At 69.4% G+C, this 15,904-nt stretch carries 15 protein-coding genes; 5 read left to right on the forward strand and 10 right to left on the reverse strand.

Features of this window, described 5'->3' with window-relative positions; translation table 11 throughout:
* The first annotated feature begins 64 nt into the window (after positions 1-64).
* The 5 genes from pstC to G531_RS0101065 all read left to right on the forward strand — a co-directional run bounded on the left by pstC (position 65) and on the right by G531_RS0101065 (position 5,143).
* Positions 65-1,027 carry a phosphate ABC transporter permease subunit PstC gene (pstC, locus tag G531_RS0101045; protein ID WP_051214855.1) on the forward strand — a complete coding sequence of 321 codons (963 nt, stop codon included), beginning with the start codon at positions 65-67 and terminating at the stop codon, positions 1,025-1,027.
* Positions 1,027-2,175, forward strand: a complete 1,149-nt coding sequence (gene pstA / locus G531_RS0101050; protein ID WP_081683711.1) for a phosphate ABC transporter permease PstA — start codon at positions 1,027-1,029, stop codon at positions 2,173-2,175. The genes pstC and pstA overlap by 1 nt, the downstream gene beginning before the upstream one ends.
* A gap of 28 nt (positions 2,176-2,203) precedes the next feature.
* The gene (gene pstB, locus G531_RS0101055) at positions 2,204-2,983 is read left to right on the forward strand and encodes a phosphate ABC transporter ATP-binding protein PstB (RefSeq protein ID WP_026925839.1); all 780 of its coding nucleotides are present in this window, start codon (positions 2,204-2,206) and stop codon (positions 2,981-2,983) included.
* Between the two features lie 132 nt (positions 2,984-3,115).
* A complete protein-coding gene (locus G531_RS0101060) occupies positions 3,116-4,231 on the forward strand; it encodes a substrate-binding domain-containing protein (RefSeq protein ID WP_026925840.1) in 1,116 nt (371 codons plus the stop codon).
* A 45-nt stretch (positions 4,232-4,276) separates the two neighbouring features.
* Positions 4,277-5,143, forward strand: a complete 867-nt coding sequence (locus G531_RS0101065) for a DUF2510 domain-containing protein (RefSeq protein WP_026925841.1) — start codon at positions 4,277-4,279, stop codon at positions 5,141-5,143.
* A gap of 60 nt (positions 5,144-5,203) precedes the next feature.
* Here the strand turns inward: G531_RS0101065 and G531_RS26860 are convergent, their stop codons facing one another.
* The 10 genes from G531_RS26860 to hemL all read right to left on the reverse strand — a co-directional run bounded on the left by G531_RS26860 (position 5,204) and on the right by hemL (position 15,879).
* Positions 5,204-6,772, reverse strand: coding sequence for a DUF898 family protein (locus tag G531_RS26860; RefSeq protein WP_051214856.1), 1,569 nt, complete (start codon positions 6,770-6,772; stop codon positions 5,204-5,206).
* A gap of 128 nt (positions 6,773-6,900) precedes the next feature.
* Positions 6,901-8,313: a mycothione reductase gene (locus tag G531_RS0101075; protein WP_026925842.1), complete on the reverse strand. Its 1,413-nt coding sequence runs from the start codon at positions 8,311-8,313 to the stop codon at positions 6,901-6,903.
* Between the two features lie 69 nt (positions 8,314-8,382).
* Positions 8,383-8,679 (reverse strand): YciI family protein, encoded by a 297-nt coding sequence (locus tag G531_RS0101080; protein ID WP_026925843.1) that lies wholly within the window; start codon positions 8,677-8,679, stop codon positions 8,383-8,385.
* A 25-nt stretch (positions 8,680-8,704) separates the two neighbouring features.
* The gene (locus G531_RS19535; RefSeq protein WP_035756641.1) at positions 8,705-9,910 is read right to left on the reverse strand and encodes a multidrug effflux MFS transporter; all 1,206 of its coding nucleotides are present in this window, start codon (positions 9,908-9,910) and stop codon (positions 8,705-8,707) included.
* Positions 9,907-10,914 (reverse strand): c-type cytochrome biogenesis protein CcsB, encoded by a 1,008-nt coding sequence (gene ccsB, locus G531_RS0101090; protein ID WP_026925844.1) that lies wholly within the window; start codon positions 10,912-10,914, stop codon positions 9,907-9,909. The genes G531_RS19535 and ccsB overlap by 4 nt, the downstream gene beginning before the upstream one ends.
* Positions 10,911-12,563 (reverse strand): cytochrome c biogenesis protein ResB, encoded by a 1,653-nt coding sequence (gene resB, locus G531_RS19540; RefSeq protein WP_081683714.1) that lies wholly within the window; start codon positions 12,561-12,563, stop codon positions 10,911-10,913. Before resB ends, ccsB begins: the two co-directional genes overlap by 4 nt.
* A gap of 18 nt (positions 12,564-12,581) precedes the next feature.
* Positions 12,582-13,331, reverse strand: a complete 750-nt coding sequence (locus tag G531_RS0101100) for a cytochrome c biogenesis CcdA family protein (RefSeq protein WP_035756759.1) — start codon at positions 13,329-13,331, stop codon at positions 12,582-12,584.
* A 23-nt stretch (positions 13,332-13,354) separates the two neighbouring features.
* Positions 13,355-13,906 carry a TlpA family protein disulfide reductase gene (locus tag G531_RS0101105; protein ID WP_026925846.1) on the reverse strand — a complete coding sequence of 184 codons (552 nt, stop codon included), beginning with the start codon at positions 13,904-13,906 and terminating at the stop codon, positions 13,355-13,357.
* Positions 13,903-14,562, reverse strand: a complete 660-nt coding sequence (locus tag G531_RS0101110) for a histidine phosphatase family protein (protein ID WP_026925847.1) — start codon at positions 14,560-14,562, stop codon at positions 13,903-13,905. Before G531_RS0101110 ends, G531_RS0101105 begins: the two co-directional genes overlap by 4 nt.
* A gap of 9 nt (positions 14,563-14,571) precedes the next feature.
* On the reverse strand, positions 14,572-15,879 hold the full coding sequence (gene hemL / locus G531_RS0101115; RefSeq protein ID WP_026925848.1) for a glutamate-1-semialdehyde 2,1-aminomutase: 1,308 nt from the start codon (positions 15,877-15,879) through the stop codon (positions 14,572-14,574).
* Positions 15,880-15,904 lie beyond the last annotated feature (25 nt).

A 15,904-nucleotide genomic window follows, 5' to 3' on the forward strand; every position in this document is an offset into this window, starting at 1 on the left:
GCAGGGTCCGGCGGGCGTTCCGGGTTCCTCGCTCACCCGTCCATCCATTCGCAAGGATTGAGCTATGTCACAAGTTCAAACCGGGCCCGCCCAGGCGGGGCCCAGTCAATCCGGGATCCCCAGTCGCGGCGGTGGCACCGGGGACACCGTGTTCAAGGTCCTGACCGTCGTCGCCGCGTCGATCATCCTGGCCGTCCTCTTCTTCGTCGCCCTGTTTCTGGTCCTGAACTCCCTCCCGGCCATGACCGCTCCCGCCGAGACCGTCAGCGGCGGCCGGGGCTTCTGGGTCTATGTCCTCCCGCTGGTGATCGGCACGCTGATCTCCGCCTTCATCGCGCTGCTGTTCGCCACCCCGGTGGCGATCCTGGTGGCGCTGTTCATTTCGCACTTCGCCCCGCAGCGGATCTCCAAGGGAGTCGGTTACACCATCGACCTGCTCGCTGCCATCCCGTCGGTCGTCTACGGCGCCTGGGGCATGAGCTTCTTCGGCCCGGCTCTGGTGCCGCTGTACCAGTGGCTCGCGAAGTACCTGGGCTTCATCCCGATCTTCGGTCCGGGGGTCTCCGGGCTGGGTCGCAGCCTGCTGACCGCCAGCCTGGTGCTCGCGGTGATGATCCTGCCGATCATCACCTCGTTGTGCCGGGAGATCTTCGTCCAGACCCCCACGTTGCACGAGGAGGCCGCCCTCGCCCTGGGGGCAACGAAGTGGGAAATGATCCTGATGACCGTCTTCCCGTTCGCCCGGGCTGGCATCGTGTCCTCGGTCATGCTCGGCCTGGGCCGCGCCCTCGGCGAGACCATGGCGATTGCCCTGGTCCTCTCCCCCGGCCCGCTCACCGCCAACCTGCTCGACACCGGTAACAACACCATCCCGGCCGAGATCGCCCTGAACTACCCCGAAGCCTTCGGGTTGCGGCAGAGCGAACTCATCGGCGCCGGTCTGGTGCTGTTCGTCCTGACCTTCCTGGTGAACATGTTCGCCCGCTGGATCGTCGGACGTTACTCGCAATTCTCGGGAGCCAACTGATGACCCAGCAACAGCACCTGGACCAGACCCTGCCGGAGCAGCCGGATCCCAGCCGGGTCCTGCGCACGGCGAGCCTGCCGCAATGGCTCGTCTGGGCTCTCGCCGGGGCAGCACTGCTGCTGGCGCTGATCCTGACCCTGGCCGGCCTGCATGTCGCCCTCGCGGTCGTGATCTCCTACCTCGTCTTCCTGGCGGCCTGGACCGCGATCTCGATCACCCGGCTCGGCCGCCGCAAGGGCATCAACAATCTCTGGACGGCCATCGTGGTCGGCGCCTTCCTGCTCGCCCTGCTCCCGCTGATCTCGGTGCTGTTCACCGTGATCACCAAGGGCGTCCAGGGCATCATGATCCCGGGCTTCTTCGGCTCGGACATGGTCGGGGTCACCGGTCTGCAGGACCAGGCCGCCGCCCGCGGTGACGCGCCGATCATCGGTGGTATCCAGCACGCCCTGGTCGGCACGCTGATGATCACCCTGGTCGCGACGATCATCTCGGTCCCGATCGGTCTGCTCACCTCGATCTACCTGGTCGAGTACTCCAGCAAGGGCGTTTTCTCCAGGGCGATCACCTTCCTGGTCGACGTCATGACCGGTATCCCCTCGATCGTCGCCGGCCTGTTCGCCGCGGCCATGATGATGGGCTTCTACCAGGCCACCGGGCAGAGCATCCAGAAGGCGACGATGGGCCTGACGGCCGCCATCGCGCTGTCGGTGCTGATGATCCCGGTGGTCGTCCGCACGACGGAGGAAATGCTGCGGGTCGTCCCGAACGAACTGCGCGAGGCCTCCTACGCGCTGGGCGTCCGCAAATGGCGCACCATCATGCAGGTGGTGATCCCGACGGCTATCTCCGGTATTGCCTCCGGTGTTACCCTTGCCATCGCGCGTGTTGCCGGCGAGACCGCTCCGATCCTGGTCACTGCGGGCGTGGCCGTCCAGACCAACTGGAACCCGTTCCAGAACTGGATGATGACGCTCCCGGTCTTCATCTACCGTCAGTTGACCCACCCGACGGCTCCCTCGCAGCCCGGTCCGTCCGAGTTGCGGGCCTGGGGCGCCGCCTTGGTGCTTATCCTGATTGTGATGGCCCTCAATGGCATCGCCCGCTTTATTGCCTGGAAGTTCGCCCCGAAGAAATCCGGTCGCTGAGGCCCGGTCCGAAAATCAAGGAGAAGAAATGTCAACGCGGATCGACGCCCGTAACGTAGACGTGTACTACGGCGACTTCCACGCGGTGGAAGGCGTCAGCCTGGTGATGGAGCCGCGCACGGTGACGGCCTTCATCGGCCCCTCCGGCTGTGGCAAGACCACCTTCCTGCGCACCATCAATCGGATGCACGAAGTGATCCCCGGGGCGTACGCCACTGGCGAAATCCTGATCAACGACCAGAACATCTACGCCACCGGCGTGGACCCGGTCGACGTGCGCACCATGGTCGGCATGGTGTTCCAGCGGCCCAACCCGTTCCCGACGATGTCGATCAAGGACAACGTGCTGGCCGGGTACAAGCTGAACGGCAAGAAGCTGTCCGCCTCGCAGGCCGACGACATCGTCGAGAAGGCCCTGCGTGGCGCCAACCTGTGGACCGAGGTCAAGGACCGACTCGGCCTGCCGGGCTCCGGCCTGTCCGGTGGCCAGCAGCAGCGACTGTGCATCGCCCGCGCCATCGCGGTCGAGCCCGACGTCCTGCTGATGGACGAGCCCTGCTCGGCGCTGGACCCGATCTCCACCCTGGCGATCGAGGACCTGATCCACGAGCTGAAGGAAACCTTCACCATCGTGATCGTCACCCACAACATGCAGCAGGCAACCCGCGTCTCGGACAAGACCGGGTTCTTCAATATCCAGGGCGTCGGCCTGCCCGGCCACCTGGTGGAGTTCGACACCACGGAGAAGATCTTCTCCAACCCGCGTGACGAAGCCACCGAACGCTACGTCAGCGGCCAGTTCGGCTGATCCGGCCGCACCCCGCTGCACCGCACAGGGTCGACCCCCCACGGGGTCGGCCCTGTCCGCGTTCCCGGGTCGGGCAACCCCGGCGTACGCAGGGCTCACTATGCTGGCCCCAATCGACCGAAGGACCACCCCGTGCCCAGCCTCCGCTTCCGTGCGCCCGCCGCTGTCACCGGCGCCGCGCTGCTGGCGCTGCTGCTCGGTGGCTGCCAGCCCGGCGCGGCGAACACCCCGACCCCCGCCCCGACCCCGGCGGGAACCTACGCCTGCCCGGCCGCCGACTGGCAGGTGGAGACCACCCCGCTCACCCAGGACTCCCTCAACGAGCTGTCCGAGTCCTACCGGGTGGCTTGTCGGAATCGGGCGAAGATCTCGGTGTGGCCGACCAAGGACGGGGAATCCGGGGTCCAGAGCTTCGGGAACAAGCTGGTCGATGCCGCGATCAGCGACACCGTCCTGACCACCACCGAGCGGGACCGGCTGAACCGGCGTTGCGACAATCACCCCGCCTGGGAGTTGCCGTACGCGGCCGGCGCAGTCGTGGTGATCGCCAACCTGGGTGAGCAGCCCGGCGCGCTGCGGTTGAGCGGGACGACCCTGGCCAAGATCTTCAGCGGGTCGATCAGCCGCTGGGACGACCGGGCCATCGCCGCGGAGAACCCCGACCGGCTGCTGCCGGCGCTGCCGATCCAGATCTTCGTCCGGGGCGGAAACACCGGAGCCACCGCCACGATGAGCAGCTATCTGCATCGGGCCGCGCCGGAGGAGTGGCTGGACAGCAACGTGGACCGGGCCTGGCGGGGCAAGGGGGAACCGCGCAACTCCCCCGCCGAGGTGATCAGCAGTGTGCGCAGTACGCCGGGCGCCCTGGCCTACGTCGAACAGCCGGCGCTGCCGACGCAGGCAACCGGCAACCTCACCGTGGCCTCGATCGGTTCGGCCGACACCGGCGTCGCCGCGACCCGGCAGAGCATTGCCGCCCAGGTCGCCCAACTGGGCTTCGGCGGCTCGGGCAATGACCTGTGGCTGGCCGACGGGCCCACCGACGGCCCCGGCTATCCCCTGGTGAACGTGCACTACCTGGTGGTCTGCAGCGCGGGCCTGCAGCCCGAGCGGGTCGCGGTGCAGCGCGATTTCGGCACCTGGCTGCTGGGCGAGGACTCCACCGAGTCGCTGCAGCGGGCCGGGATGGTCCAGCTCAGCGCCGCCCAGGCCGACCGCGTACGCCGGGCCCTGGCCGCCGTCGGCTGATCCGCACGGCTGGGGCGACTTCCCGCGCCCCCTAGACTTGCCCCCGTGGACACCTCAGGATGGCACCCCGACCCCTCCGGCCAGCCGGGCCAGTACCGCTACTGGGACGGGTCGCACTGGTCGTCGGTGACCTCCCCCGATCCGTCCGCCGACCCGCCGCCCGGATCCCTGCCCCCGGCGCCGCCGGCCACCACCGGCGGCCCGAACAAGCGCGCGCGTACCTTTGCGCTGATCGCCGGAGCGCTGGTGGTGGTGATCGTCGCGACGGTCATCGTGGTGCTGAACGTGAACCGCGGCTCGCAGCAGCAGACCGGGAACAGCTACGGCACCCCTTGGCCCACCGCGACCTCGGAACCGTGTCCGCCGCGCAGCACCGAGGCCCCCACCCCGCAGAACCGGCCCTACGACGGACGGGTGCACGGCGGCCAGCTCAGCTATCCGGTGCTGGCCGCCCCCTGGAGCGAGGTGTCCACCGAGTACCGGGTGCCGTTCGGCCGCGACGCGAATACCCAATCGATCACGACCGAGCCGAAGTACAACGGCGTCGACTCCTGGGAAGCCTCGGTGCTGGTCGCCGAACTGTCGGCCGGGGACGGCTTCCCCGAACCGAAGGACGCCTCCGAGATCGTCGTCAGATGCATCGTGGGCTCGTTCTACGGGAACAATGCGGTGCAGCGGGCGGATGTGACCAACAAGGAGACCACCCTCGACGGTCGCCGGGCGTGGCTGGTCGAGTCGAAGCTGTCCTTCGACATCCCCAACCTGCAGGCGAAGTCGGAGACGCTGATCGTGCTGATCGTGCAGACCTCGGAGATCAGCTCCAGCCTGTTCATGGCCTCGGTGCCGAACAATGCCAGCCAGTACGAGCCCGACGCACGCCGGGCCCTGGCGAACCTGAAGGTCGACGGCTGACCCCGGACGCGGCACGGGCCGCCTCCGGAGGGGAGACGGCCCGTGGCGGCGCGGTGCGGATCAGGCGAAGCTGGTGTTCTCCTTGATCCACTGCTGGACCTTCGGCCAACCCCAGATCAGGTAGATGCCGAGGGTGATCGCCGAGAGCAGCCAGATCACGATCCACTTGCCGAAGAACTGACCCGGATCACCGGTGAACTGCAGCCGGCGGCCGAGCACCGTGGTGCGCTCGTACTCCCAGTCGTAGTAGAACTTCAGCGCCCACGGGGCCGCGATGCCGGCGGTGATCCCGTTGAGCAGGACCGCGATCAGGGCGCCGACGGCTGCGCCCTGGCCGTTGAAGTGCGCGATCCCGGCGCCCGGGGGCACCTGACCGGCCGGCGTACTGCCGTCCCCGGCGAATCCGGTCGGCTGGAGGGCCAGTTGGCCCTGGTCGACGCCCGGCTGCGGGTAGCCCGGCTGACCGTACCCCTGCTGCTGGCCGTACTGGTCGGCCGCGTACTGCTGCTGGTCGGCCCCGTACTGCTGCTGGTCGGCGCCGGGCTGGGCGTACGCCTGCTGCTGGCCGTACTGATCGACCCCGTACTGCTGCTGCTCGACACCATACTGCTGCTGGTCGGCCCCGGGCTGCCCGTACGCCTGCTGCTGGCCGTACTGGTCGACTGCGTACTGTTGCTGCTCGGCGCCGGGCTGGGCGTACGCCTGCTGCTGGCCGTACTGGTCGACCCCGTACTGCTGCTGGTCGGCGGCGGGCTGGGCGTACGCCTGCTGATCGGTCGGCGCGGGTGCCGAGCTGTAGGAGGCTGCCGAACCCTGCGAAGCCGCCGACCCGGCGGAGGTCGCCCGGCCCTGATCGGCCGCCGACCCGTAGGACTGCGCGGACCCGTAGGACTGCGCCGACCCGTACGACTGCGCCGACCCGTAGGACTGCGCGGACCCGTAGGACTGTTCCTGGCCGTAGGTCTGCTGGCCATAGGGGTTCTGCTGCTGCTCCTGGCCGTAGCCGGGGTGGCTGCCGTCATAGGACTGCTGCTGGCCGTAGGGGTTCGACTCCGCCGCCGGCTGCTGGGCCTCCTGCCCCTGGGCCTGCTGGCCGCCGTCGTAGGACTGCTGCTGCCCGTAGGGGTGCTGCTCGGCCGGCTGCCCGTAGGCATGCTGGCCGGCGGCCTCTTCGGTCTGGCCGTAGCTGTGCTGGGCGTACGGGTGCTGCTGCTCCTGACCGTAGGCGGGCTGGCCGTACGGATTCTGCTGCTGCTCCTGACCGTACGCGGGCTGGCCGTACGGATTCTGCTGCTGCTCCTGGCCGTAGGCCGGCTGCGCGTACGGATTGTGCTGCTCGGCGGCCGAGGGCTGCCCGTACGGATTCTGCTGGTGCTCCGGGGCCGAGGCCGGCGCGTGCGATTCGGGCTGCGCGTGGGATTCGGGTTGCGCGTGCGAATCGGGTTGCGCGTGCGATTCGGGCTGTGCCGCCGCAGGCTGCCCGTACGGGGACTGCTGCTCCTGGCCGTACTGCGGCGCGTAGGGATTGTGCTGCTGGTCGCCGTAGGACGGCTGCTGCCCGTACGGATTACTCGGGCTGCCGGACTGCTGGCCGAAGCCGGAGTCAGGCTGTCCGTACTGATTCGACATTGTCGATATCTCCTGATCGGTTGTTGCGTGACCGTACGGGCACACCGGGAAGCATAGACCAGGAAAGTCTCCAATTTCGGGTACCGGGCTTGCCAGAGGGCAATTGATGCCCGCCCGGGCCCGGCGAATCAGTCCAGCGGAAGGGCCAGCAGAGCGTTCTCCACGACCTCGGTCAGCGCCGGATGGATCCAGTACTGCCCCCGCGCCATCTCCCGTACGCCCAGCCCGAAACTCATCGCCTGGATCAGCGGTTGGATCAGCAGGGAGGCCTGCGGACCGATGATGTGCGCCCCGAGCAGCAGCCCGGTCTTCGGATCGGCGATGAGTTTGCAGAAGTGCTGGGTGTCCTCCATCGCCCAGCCGTAGGCCACCGAGCCGTAGTCCTGGGTCGCGGTGACGAAGGTGAGGTCGCGGTCGTGCGCCTGCTTCTCGGTGAGCCCGACCGAGGCGACCTGGGGGTGGGAGAACACCGCGTGCGGCACGTACCGGTGATCGGCGGCGATCAGGTTCTTCGGGTTCAGCAGGTTGTGCTGCACCACCCGGGTCTCGTGATTGGCCACGTGCTTGAGCTGGAACGGCGAGGACACGTCCCCCATCGCGAAAATGCCCTCGACGTTGGTCCGCTGGTACTCATCGACCACGATCAGGCCGTGCTCCTCGGTCCGGATCCCGGCGGCGCGCAGGTTCATCCGGTCGCCGTTGGGGACGCGGCCGGTGGCGTTCAGCACCAGGTCGGACTCGTACTCGTACTCGACCCCGTCGGAGTCGGTGGTCACGGTGACGATCCGGTCCTCGAGGCTCTCGAATCGCATCAGGGTCTGGTTCAGCCGGACGGTGACCCGCTGCGACATCACCTGGGTGAACCGCCGGGACACGTCGGCATCCTCGCGGCGCAGCAGGGCCCCGGAGTGGCTGATGATCGCCACGCGTACGCCGAAGGCGGAGAACACATGCGCCAACTCCGCGGAGATGTAGCCACCGCCGATGATCACCAGGGTTTCCGGCAGCTTGTCCAGCCGCAGGATCGTGTCCGAGGTGTGCACCCGGGGGTCGTCGGCCCCGCGTACGCTCAGCGCATGCGGCCGCGAGCCCGCGGCGATCACGAAGCGGTCCGCGGTGATCTTGCCGCCGGCCACGCCCAGGGTTTTCGGACCGGTGAACCGCGCCTCGCCCCGGTAGACGGTGATGTTCGGATTCTGCTCGCGCCAGTCCAGCCCACCCTCGGCGACCCCGTCGATCCGGGTGAAGATGCGATCGCGGATCGCCGGCCAGTCCACGGTGCCCGGCGGCAGCCCGACCCCGAGTCGTCCCGACTCCTGACCGGAGATCGCCAGGTCGGCCGGGTAGACCAGCATCTTGGTCGGGATGCAGCCCACATTCAGGCAGGTGCCGCCGAAGACACCGGGTTCGGTCGGGCCCAGATCGCGGGTCCCGTTGTCGATTCCCCGGTCGACGAGGGCGACCTTGAGGTCGTTGAAGCGCTCATCGAGCAGCGAGTTGCCCGATCCCGAACCGATGACCACCAGGTCGTAGTGCGGCAAAGTCCGATCCATGGGCCCTATGTTGTCATGGCCGGCCAACCGGTGCCGCCACACCCGGCGCGGCGGGCATCACTGCAGGTCGGGTGCCACCGGCCCCACCGCCGGCGTCCACTCGATCAGCTTCGCCCCGGTGACCATTCCCTCCAATTGGAACGGGTCCCGGGACAGGATGTCGGTGAGTTCGTCCCTGTCGTCGTGCCGGAAGATCAGCAGGCCACCGGGCTGCTCGCTCGGCGCGAACTTCCCCGCCGCCAGGCAGATGCCCTGCTCACCGAGGCGGAGCAGGAATTCGCGATGCCGCGGCCGGGCCTCGTCGAGGGCGGCGGCGTCGTCGACGTAGGAATAGATCAGCGCGTAGGTAGCCATGCGGGGAAGCCTAACCGCACCGCGGTCAGGGCTGAGGCACTGCCCGCAGGTGCCACAGCCACAGCAGGACGCCGACGACGGCGAAGGCGGCCGAACCCAGCGCGAACTGCAGCAGCGACCCGCCCACCAGGGGCGCGATCACACCGGCCTGCACCGCCTGGATGACCAGTTGCAGGAAGGTCACCACCGAGGACACCGCGCCGCGATGTTCGGGCATCAGATCCATCGCAGCCAACTGGGTGATGGACATGAACAACTGATTGCCGAACGCCATGATGACCAACCCGATCACCGCCCAGGGCAGACTCGGCAGGGCCACCGCCAGCACCAGGTTCACCACGACCCCGACGATGGTGATCGCGAACCCGATCCCGGCGATCCGGTTCGCCGAGATCCAGCCCGACAACCGGCCCATCGCCCAGGACCCGGCGATCATCCCGGCCACCATCGGGACGAACATCTTCCAGTAGTCCTGTTCGCCCTGGTGCAGCAGTTCGCCCAGGAAGATCGGGGCCCCGACGATGTAGAGGAACTGGCTGCTGAACCCGAGCACCCCGGCCAGGCCCACCCGCAGCAGCGGTCCGTTGCGCGCCACCGTCCACAGCGACCGCAGCAGCGCGGGCACGTGCAGGGGCTGGCGCTGGTCCGCCGGGAGAGTTTCCGGCAGCGCCCAGGAGGCCACGAAGGCGAGGACGCCGTACCCGGTGAGGAACCAGAAGATGATCGGCCAGCCACCGACCCCCAGCAGCAGGCCACCGATGATCGGCGCCAGGGCCGGGCCCAGGCCGAGCATCATCATGATCTGGGCCATCAGTTTCTGCGCCGGCGGCCCGGAGTACAGGTCGCGGACGATGGTGCGGGTGATGATCATCCCGGCCCCGGCGAACATGCCCTGGCCGAACCGGAAGACCAGCAGCATCGGCAGCGAGGTCGCCAGGGCACAGCCCACCGACGCCAGGGTGTACGCCGCGGCCGCCACCAGCATCACGCTGCGGCGCCCGACCGCGTCGGAGATGGCCCCGTGGAAGATGCTCATCAGGGCCAGGGCGATCAGGTAGACCGAGGTCACCTGCTGCATCTGGGTGGAGTCGGCCCCGAACTGGACCCCCATCGCCGCGAAGGCGGGAAAGATCGTATCGGTGCTGAACGGCGCGAACATCGCGAGCACGCCCAGCGACATCGTCATTCCGAGCCCGGGCCCCCGGGTCCGGGACGGTTCGGCGGCACTCATTTGGCGTAGGAGTGCAGGCCCTGGATGAACAGGTTCACCCCGACGAAGTTCCACCAGAAGGAGACCACCCCGACCAGCGAGATGATCGTCGCGCGGGTGCCCTTCCATCCGGCGGTGGCGCGGGCGTGCAGGTAGATCGCATAGATCGCCCAGGTGACCAGGGAGAAGGTCTCCTTGGGATCCCAGTTCCAGTAGCGGCCCCAGGCGTACTGGGCCCAGATCGCCCCGGCGGCGATCACGATCGTCCACAGTGGGAAGGCGAACGCGTTCAGCCGGTACGCCAGCCGGTCCAGCCGGGCCGAATCGGGCAGCTTGGCCAGGTATCCCCGGACGGTGCCCTTCTCCTCGGCCCGCTTGCGGACCAGATACAGGATCGACGCGATCGCGCCGAGGTTCATCGCCGCGCCGCCGATCGCGGCCAGCGGGACATGGAACAGGAACCAGGCCGAGTGCAGCGCCGGGACCAGCGCGGCGACGTCGACGTAGAACACCGTTACCGCGACACCCAGCCCGATCGTGCCGACCAGGACGGCCAACAGGCCCAGCCAGCGCATCCCGAAGCGGTAGGCCACCACCAGGTAGGCCAGCATCAGCACCAGCAGCGAGGTGGTGGTGAACTCGTACATGTTGCCCCAGGGGGCGCGTCCGGCGGCGACGCCGCGCAGAATCACCCCGACCGCGTGGCAGGCCACCCCGACGGTGGTGATGGCCAGCCCGATCCGGCCCAGCTTCTCGGTCCGCAGGAGTTCCTTGTGCGTCGGTTCGGGGACCGTGGGTCCGGTGTCGGCGGCCGGCTCGGCCGGCTCCGGGTCGGCGGCGTCGGTGCCGGCGCCGCGGGCCACCACGGCCCCGGCCAGCATGGCGCTGCGGGTCCGGGCCGGACGGACCTTGACCCGGGTGCCCCGGGCGGAGGCCCACTCCGCGGCATGGATGAGGACCGCCAGCATGTAGATGACACCGGCGGTGACCATCGCCAGCATCGAGTATTCACCGTAGATGTTCATGATTCCTCCGCACGATCTCCGGTCACCCTACTGGGCGTTTCGGTGTCGGCCGGGTCGGGTCCGTTCCCGGGAGCAGCACGATCGAGGTCGGCGGCGGCGATGGCCAGGTCCTCGACATCGATGTCCAGCCCGCTGCGAGCATCGGCCCGGTCCAGCCCGGCCACCTCGATCACCGGGTCCCCACCGGCACCGACCGCGGGGACACGGACCCACAACCGGCGCGGACGGATGAACAACGACAGGCACAGCCCGAGCACCGCCAGCCCGGTCCCGACCAGGGTGACACCCATCGCCGGGGTGTGCGAGACCTGCAGCCGGGTCCAGCGCTGCAGACCGTCGAAGGAGACCGATCCGCCGTCGGGCAACTGGTAGGAACTGCCCGGGGTCAGCTGGATCTCCTGGGCCCGGGTGAGCTGGCGCATCCCGGTCTTGTCCAGGGTGTAGACGTTCTCCGGCACCCCGGACTCCGCCTTCGGCGCCCCGGCGTACGCGGTCAGGAACAGCACCGGGTTCTCCGCATCGGGGAAGGCGGAACGGGTGCCGCGTTCGTCGACCACCGCGGTCGGCAGCAGCCGGCCCTCGAAGGCCAGCCGTTCGGGGCGGGCGTCGGGGACCTTGATCACCCCGGTGGAGTTGAAGTTGCCGTCCTCGGGAACGAAAACGACCGGCCCCGACCAGGCCACCTGCCCGTTGCCGTCACGGACGGTGATCTGCGGTGCGTACCCGTGCGCCAGCAGGTGCACCTGGGTCCCGTCGGACAGTTGCAGCGGATGGTTCACCTGGATGGTCGCCGATTCCAGCGGCCCGCCCTCGGTGTAGCGGGCGTGCAGGGTGAACTCCCGCGGGGCGCCGAAGGCGTGCGGCCCGGTCTCGAAGCGGACGTCGAGCTGGTCGGCGAGCACGGTGAACGGGGTCAGGTCCCGGTCGGTGAACATCGCCCCGGAGGAGATGTCGTCGTACTGGGTCAGGTTGTTGGAGAAGCCCCGGCCCTCCGGAACCACCGCGGTCCCCCGGTAGCCGTAGAGCACCCCGGCGGCGATCCCGAGCAGCATGATCACCAGCGAGACGTGGAAGACCAGGTTGCCCGCTTCGCGCAGGTAGCCGCGCTCGGCGCTGATCGAGTCGCCGTCGCGGCGGATCCGGAAGTGCTTGGCCCGCAGCCACGTCTCGGCGCGATCCAGGGCCCCTTGCGGGTCCCGGGTGCGCACCGACAGGTACGCCGGCAGCCGGGACAGCCGCCGCGGGGTCGCCACCGGTTGGGCCCGGACCGCCTTGGCGTACGCGATCGTGCGCGGGGTGATGCAGCCGATCAGGGAGACCAGCAGCAACAGGTAGATCGCGGAGAACCAGGGCGAGGTGTAGACGTCGAACAGCCGCAGCGCATCCAGCACCGGCCCCCAGAAGGGTTGCTCGGCGAGGAAGGTACGCACCTGCCCCGGCGACACCGAGCGCTGCGGGAACAGCGACCCGGGGATCGCGGCGAGCGCGGCCAGGAACAGCAGGGTCAGCGCGGTCCGCATCGCGGTGAGCTGGGTCCAGCAGAACCGCAGCAGTTCCCGCAGCGACAGGCCCGGGGCATCACGGCGGCGGCGCCGATCCGGGGCGGGCTGCTCGACCGGGGTGGCGCGGGTGTCGGTATCGGTACTCATCAGTTCAACGCCCACTCATCAGATCACGACCTGGAAGCCGGCCGCCCAGCTCTTCAGGTACCCCATCACGTAGTCCCACACCCCGGTCAGCATGAGTACGCCCATCAGCACCATCATCGCCCCGCCGACCCTCTGCAACAGGCCCTGATGGCGCCGGACGAACTTCACCACCGGTTGGAAGCGGGTGAAGGCGACCCCGGCGATGATGAACGGGATCCCCAGACCCAGCGCGTAGACGAAGGAGAGCAGGCCGCCCCGGGTCGCCGAGCCCTCGTTGAGGGACATGGTCAGCACCACCGACAGGGTCGGCCCGATGCACGGGGTCCAGCCCAGGCCGAACAGGATGCCCAACAGGGGCGCGGCGGCGACCCCGACCGCGGGCAGCCGGTGGATCCGCAGGTCGCGCTGGCCCAGCGGGATCAGCCCGGCGAAGATCAGCCCGACCAGGATCAGCACGACCCCGAGCACGATCGTCAGCGGCCGGGCCTGGGTCAGCAGCAGTTTGCCGAGGGTGCCGAACAGGGCGCCGGTGGCGACGAAGACCAGCGCGAACCCGAGCACGAACCCGAGCGTCCCCAGCAGCATCCGCCACCGCTTGCCCTCCCCGCGGATCACCTCCGAGGCGCTCATCCCGGAGGCGTAGGACAGATAGCCCGGCAGCAGTGGCAGCACGCACGGGGAGAAGAAGGAGATCAGCCCGGCCAGCGCGGCCACCGGGACGGCGATCAGCAGCGACCCGCTGACCGCCTCGGTGGCCCAGCTGTTCATCGCGATCAGCGGGAGGTCCGGCGTCATTTACCGGCCGCCGTGTCCTCGATGAGGCCGACCAGGGTGGTCTTGTTGACCACCCCGATCACCCGGGCGGCCACCCGGCCCTCGGCGTCGATCACCAGCGTGGAGGGGATCCCCGAGGGCGGCAGCTGCCCGGAGAACTCGAGCAGGGTGCGCCCGTCCGGGTCGTGGATGGAGGGGTAGCCGATCCCGAAGCTGCGCACGAACGCCCGGGCCGGCGCCGGATCGGGGTCGCGGGTGTCGATGCCGATGAAGACGGCCTGATCGGTGGTCGCCTCGTGCGCGGCCTGCAGATCGGGCGCCTCGGCCCGGCACGGGGCACACCAGGAGCCCCAGACGTTGATCACCACGACCTTGCCCGGCTGGGCGGTGGTCAGTTGTTCCCCGTCCAGCCCGGTCCCGGTGACCACCGGCGCGGCCTGCCGCTCGGCGACCGGGACCCGGGTGAGCGCGGCGTCCCCGGCGACGAACCCGCCCCCGGTGGCGCGGGCCGAGCCGCAGCCGGCCAGCAGGAGCAGTACCGGGACCAGCAGCAGGAGCAGTCGCCTCATGCCCCGGCCACCAGCTTGCGCTGGGCAGCCCGGTTCGTGGCCGGCAACAGGTCACGAGCGGGTTCTGCGTAGTCGACCCGGGTGATCCGGCCGTCGACGAAGGTGAAGGAGGTCAGGCTGCACAGCGTCGCCTGGCGCTTGCGCGGATCGTGCACCGACCGGCGGCCCTCCGCCGCACGCCGGGTGAGCCAGATCGGCAACTGGTGGGACACGATCAGCGCCTCGTGCCCGTCGGCGGCCTCGGCGGCGTCGTGCAGCGCGGCATTCATCCGGGCGACGATCAGGGCGTACGGCTCCCCCCAGCTGGGGCGCAGCGGGTTGTACAGCTTGGTCAGCACCGACGGACGCAGCACCTGGGACAGCTTCCCGGCGAAGGCCTGCCCGGCGAGCCGGTTGCTGGCCTCGATCACCCGCGGATCGGTGATGACATCGACCCGGGGGTGGTTCGCCGCGACCGGTTCCATGGTTTCCTGGGCGCGCTCCAGCGGGGAACAGCGCAGGTGCACCAGGTCGAAGTCCTTGGTGTACTCCGCCACCCGGGCGGCCATCTGCCGGCCGAGCGCGGACAGATGGAAGTTCGGCAGACGCTCGTAGAGCACCCCGTCGGGATTGTGCACCTGGCCGTGCCGCAACAGGTGGACCACCGCAGTCGCCATCGTTTCTCCTCAGTACGCCGCCGCCGCAGCCTGGGCGGCCGCAGGCAGGGCATCGACAATACGTGAGATTTCGGCGTCCCCGTGCGCCGCCGACAGGAACCAGGCCTCGAACGCGCTGGGCGCCAGGTAGACCCCGCGCTCCAGCATCGCGTGGAAGAACGCCCGGTACGCGCCGGTGTGCTGCGCCGCGGCCGCGGTGTAGTCGGGCACCGCGGCGGCATCGGTGAAGAAGACCGAGAACAGGTTGCCGCTGCGCTGGATCACGTGCGGCACCGAGGCGGCGCTCAGGGCGGCGGTGACGGCCTCGCGCACGGTGGCCGAGGTGGCATCGAGGCGGGCGTACACCTCCTCGGTGGCCAGCCGCAGCGTGGTCAGCCCGGCGGTGGAGGCGACCGGGTTCCCCGACAGGGTGCCGGCCTGGTAGACCTCACCGACCGGGGACAGGTGCGCCATCAGGTCCGCGCGGCCGCCGAACGCGGCGGCCGGGAACCCGCCGCCCATCACCTTGCCGAAGGTCATCAGGTCCGGCTGCACCCCGTCCAGGCCGTACTGGCCCGAGCGGGAGACCCGGAAGCCGGTCATCACCTCATCGGAGACGAACAGCGCCCCGTGGGCGTGGGCGGTCTCGGCGAGGAAGGCGTTGAAGTTCTTGCCGTCGGCACCGACCGCGGGCGGAACCACCCCCATGTTCCCCGCGGCCGCCTCGGTGATCACGCAGGCGATCCGGTCCCCGTGCTCGGCGAAGGCGGCCAGCACCTGCGCCCGGTCGTTGTAGTCGCACACGATGGTGTCGGCGGTGGTGGCGGCGGGGACGCCCGGGGTTCCGGGGATCCCCAGGGTGGCGACCCCGGAGCCGGCCTGCACCAGCAACGAATCGACGTGACCGTGGTAGCAGCCGGCGAACTTCAGCACCATGTCCCGCCCGGTCGCGCCGCGGGCCAGCCGCAGCACCGACATGGTGGCCTCGGTGCCGGAGTTGACCAACCGGACCTGCTCGATCGGGGTCCGGGCGATGATCTCCTCGGCCAGCAGGACCTCGGCCTCGGTGGGCGCGCCGTAGCTGGTGCCCTCCGCGGCGGCCCGGCCGATCGCGGCGAGCACCTCGGGGTGGGCATGACCGAGCAGCATCGGCCCCCAGGAGCAGATCAGGTCGACGTACTTGTTGCCGTCGACGTCGTAGAGGTAGGGGCCCGAGGCCCGGGCGATGAAGCGCGGAGTGCCACCGACCGATCGGAACGCCCGCACCGGCGAGTTCACCCCGCCCGGGATGACCTGCTGGGCGCGCTGGAACAACTCTTCGGATCGGCTCGTCTGCACGCGTTGAGTGTAGTCGGCCCGGCGC

Origin of the sequence: Granulicoccus phenolivorans DSM 17626 = NBRC 107789 = JCM 15570 (assembly GCF_000423085.1) — a bacterium.
Taxonomy (GTDB): domain Bacteria; phylum Actinomycetota; class Actinomycetes; order Propionibacteriales; family Propionibacteriaceae; genus Granulicoccus; species Granulicoccus phenolivorans.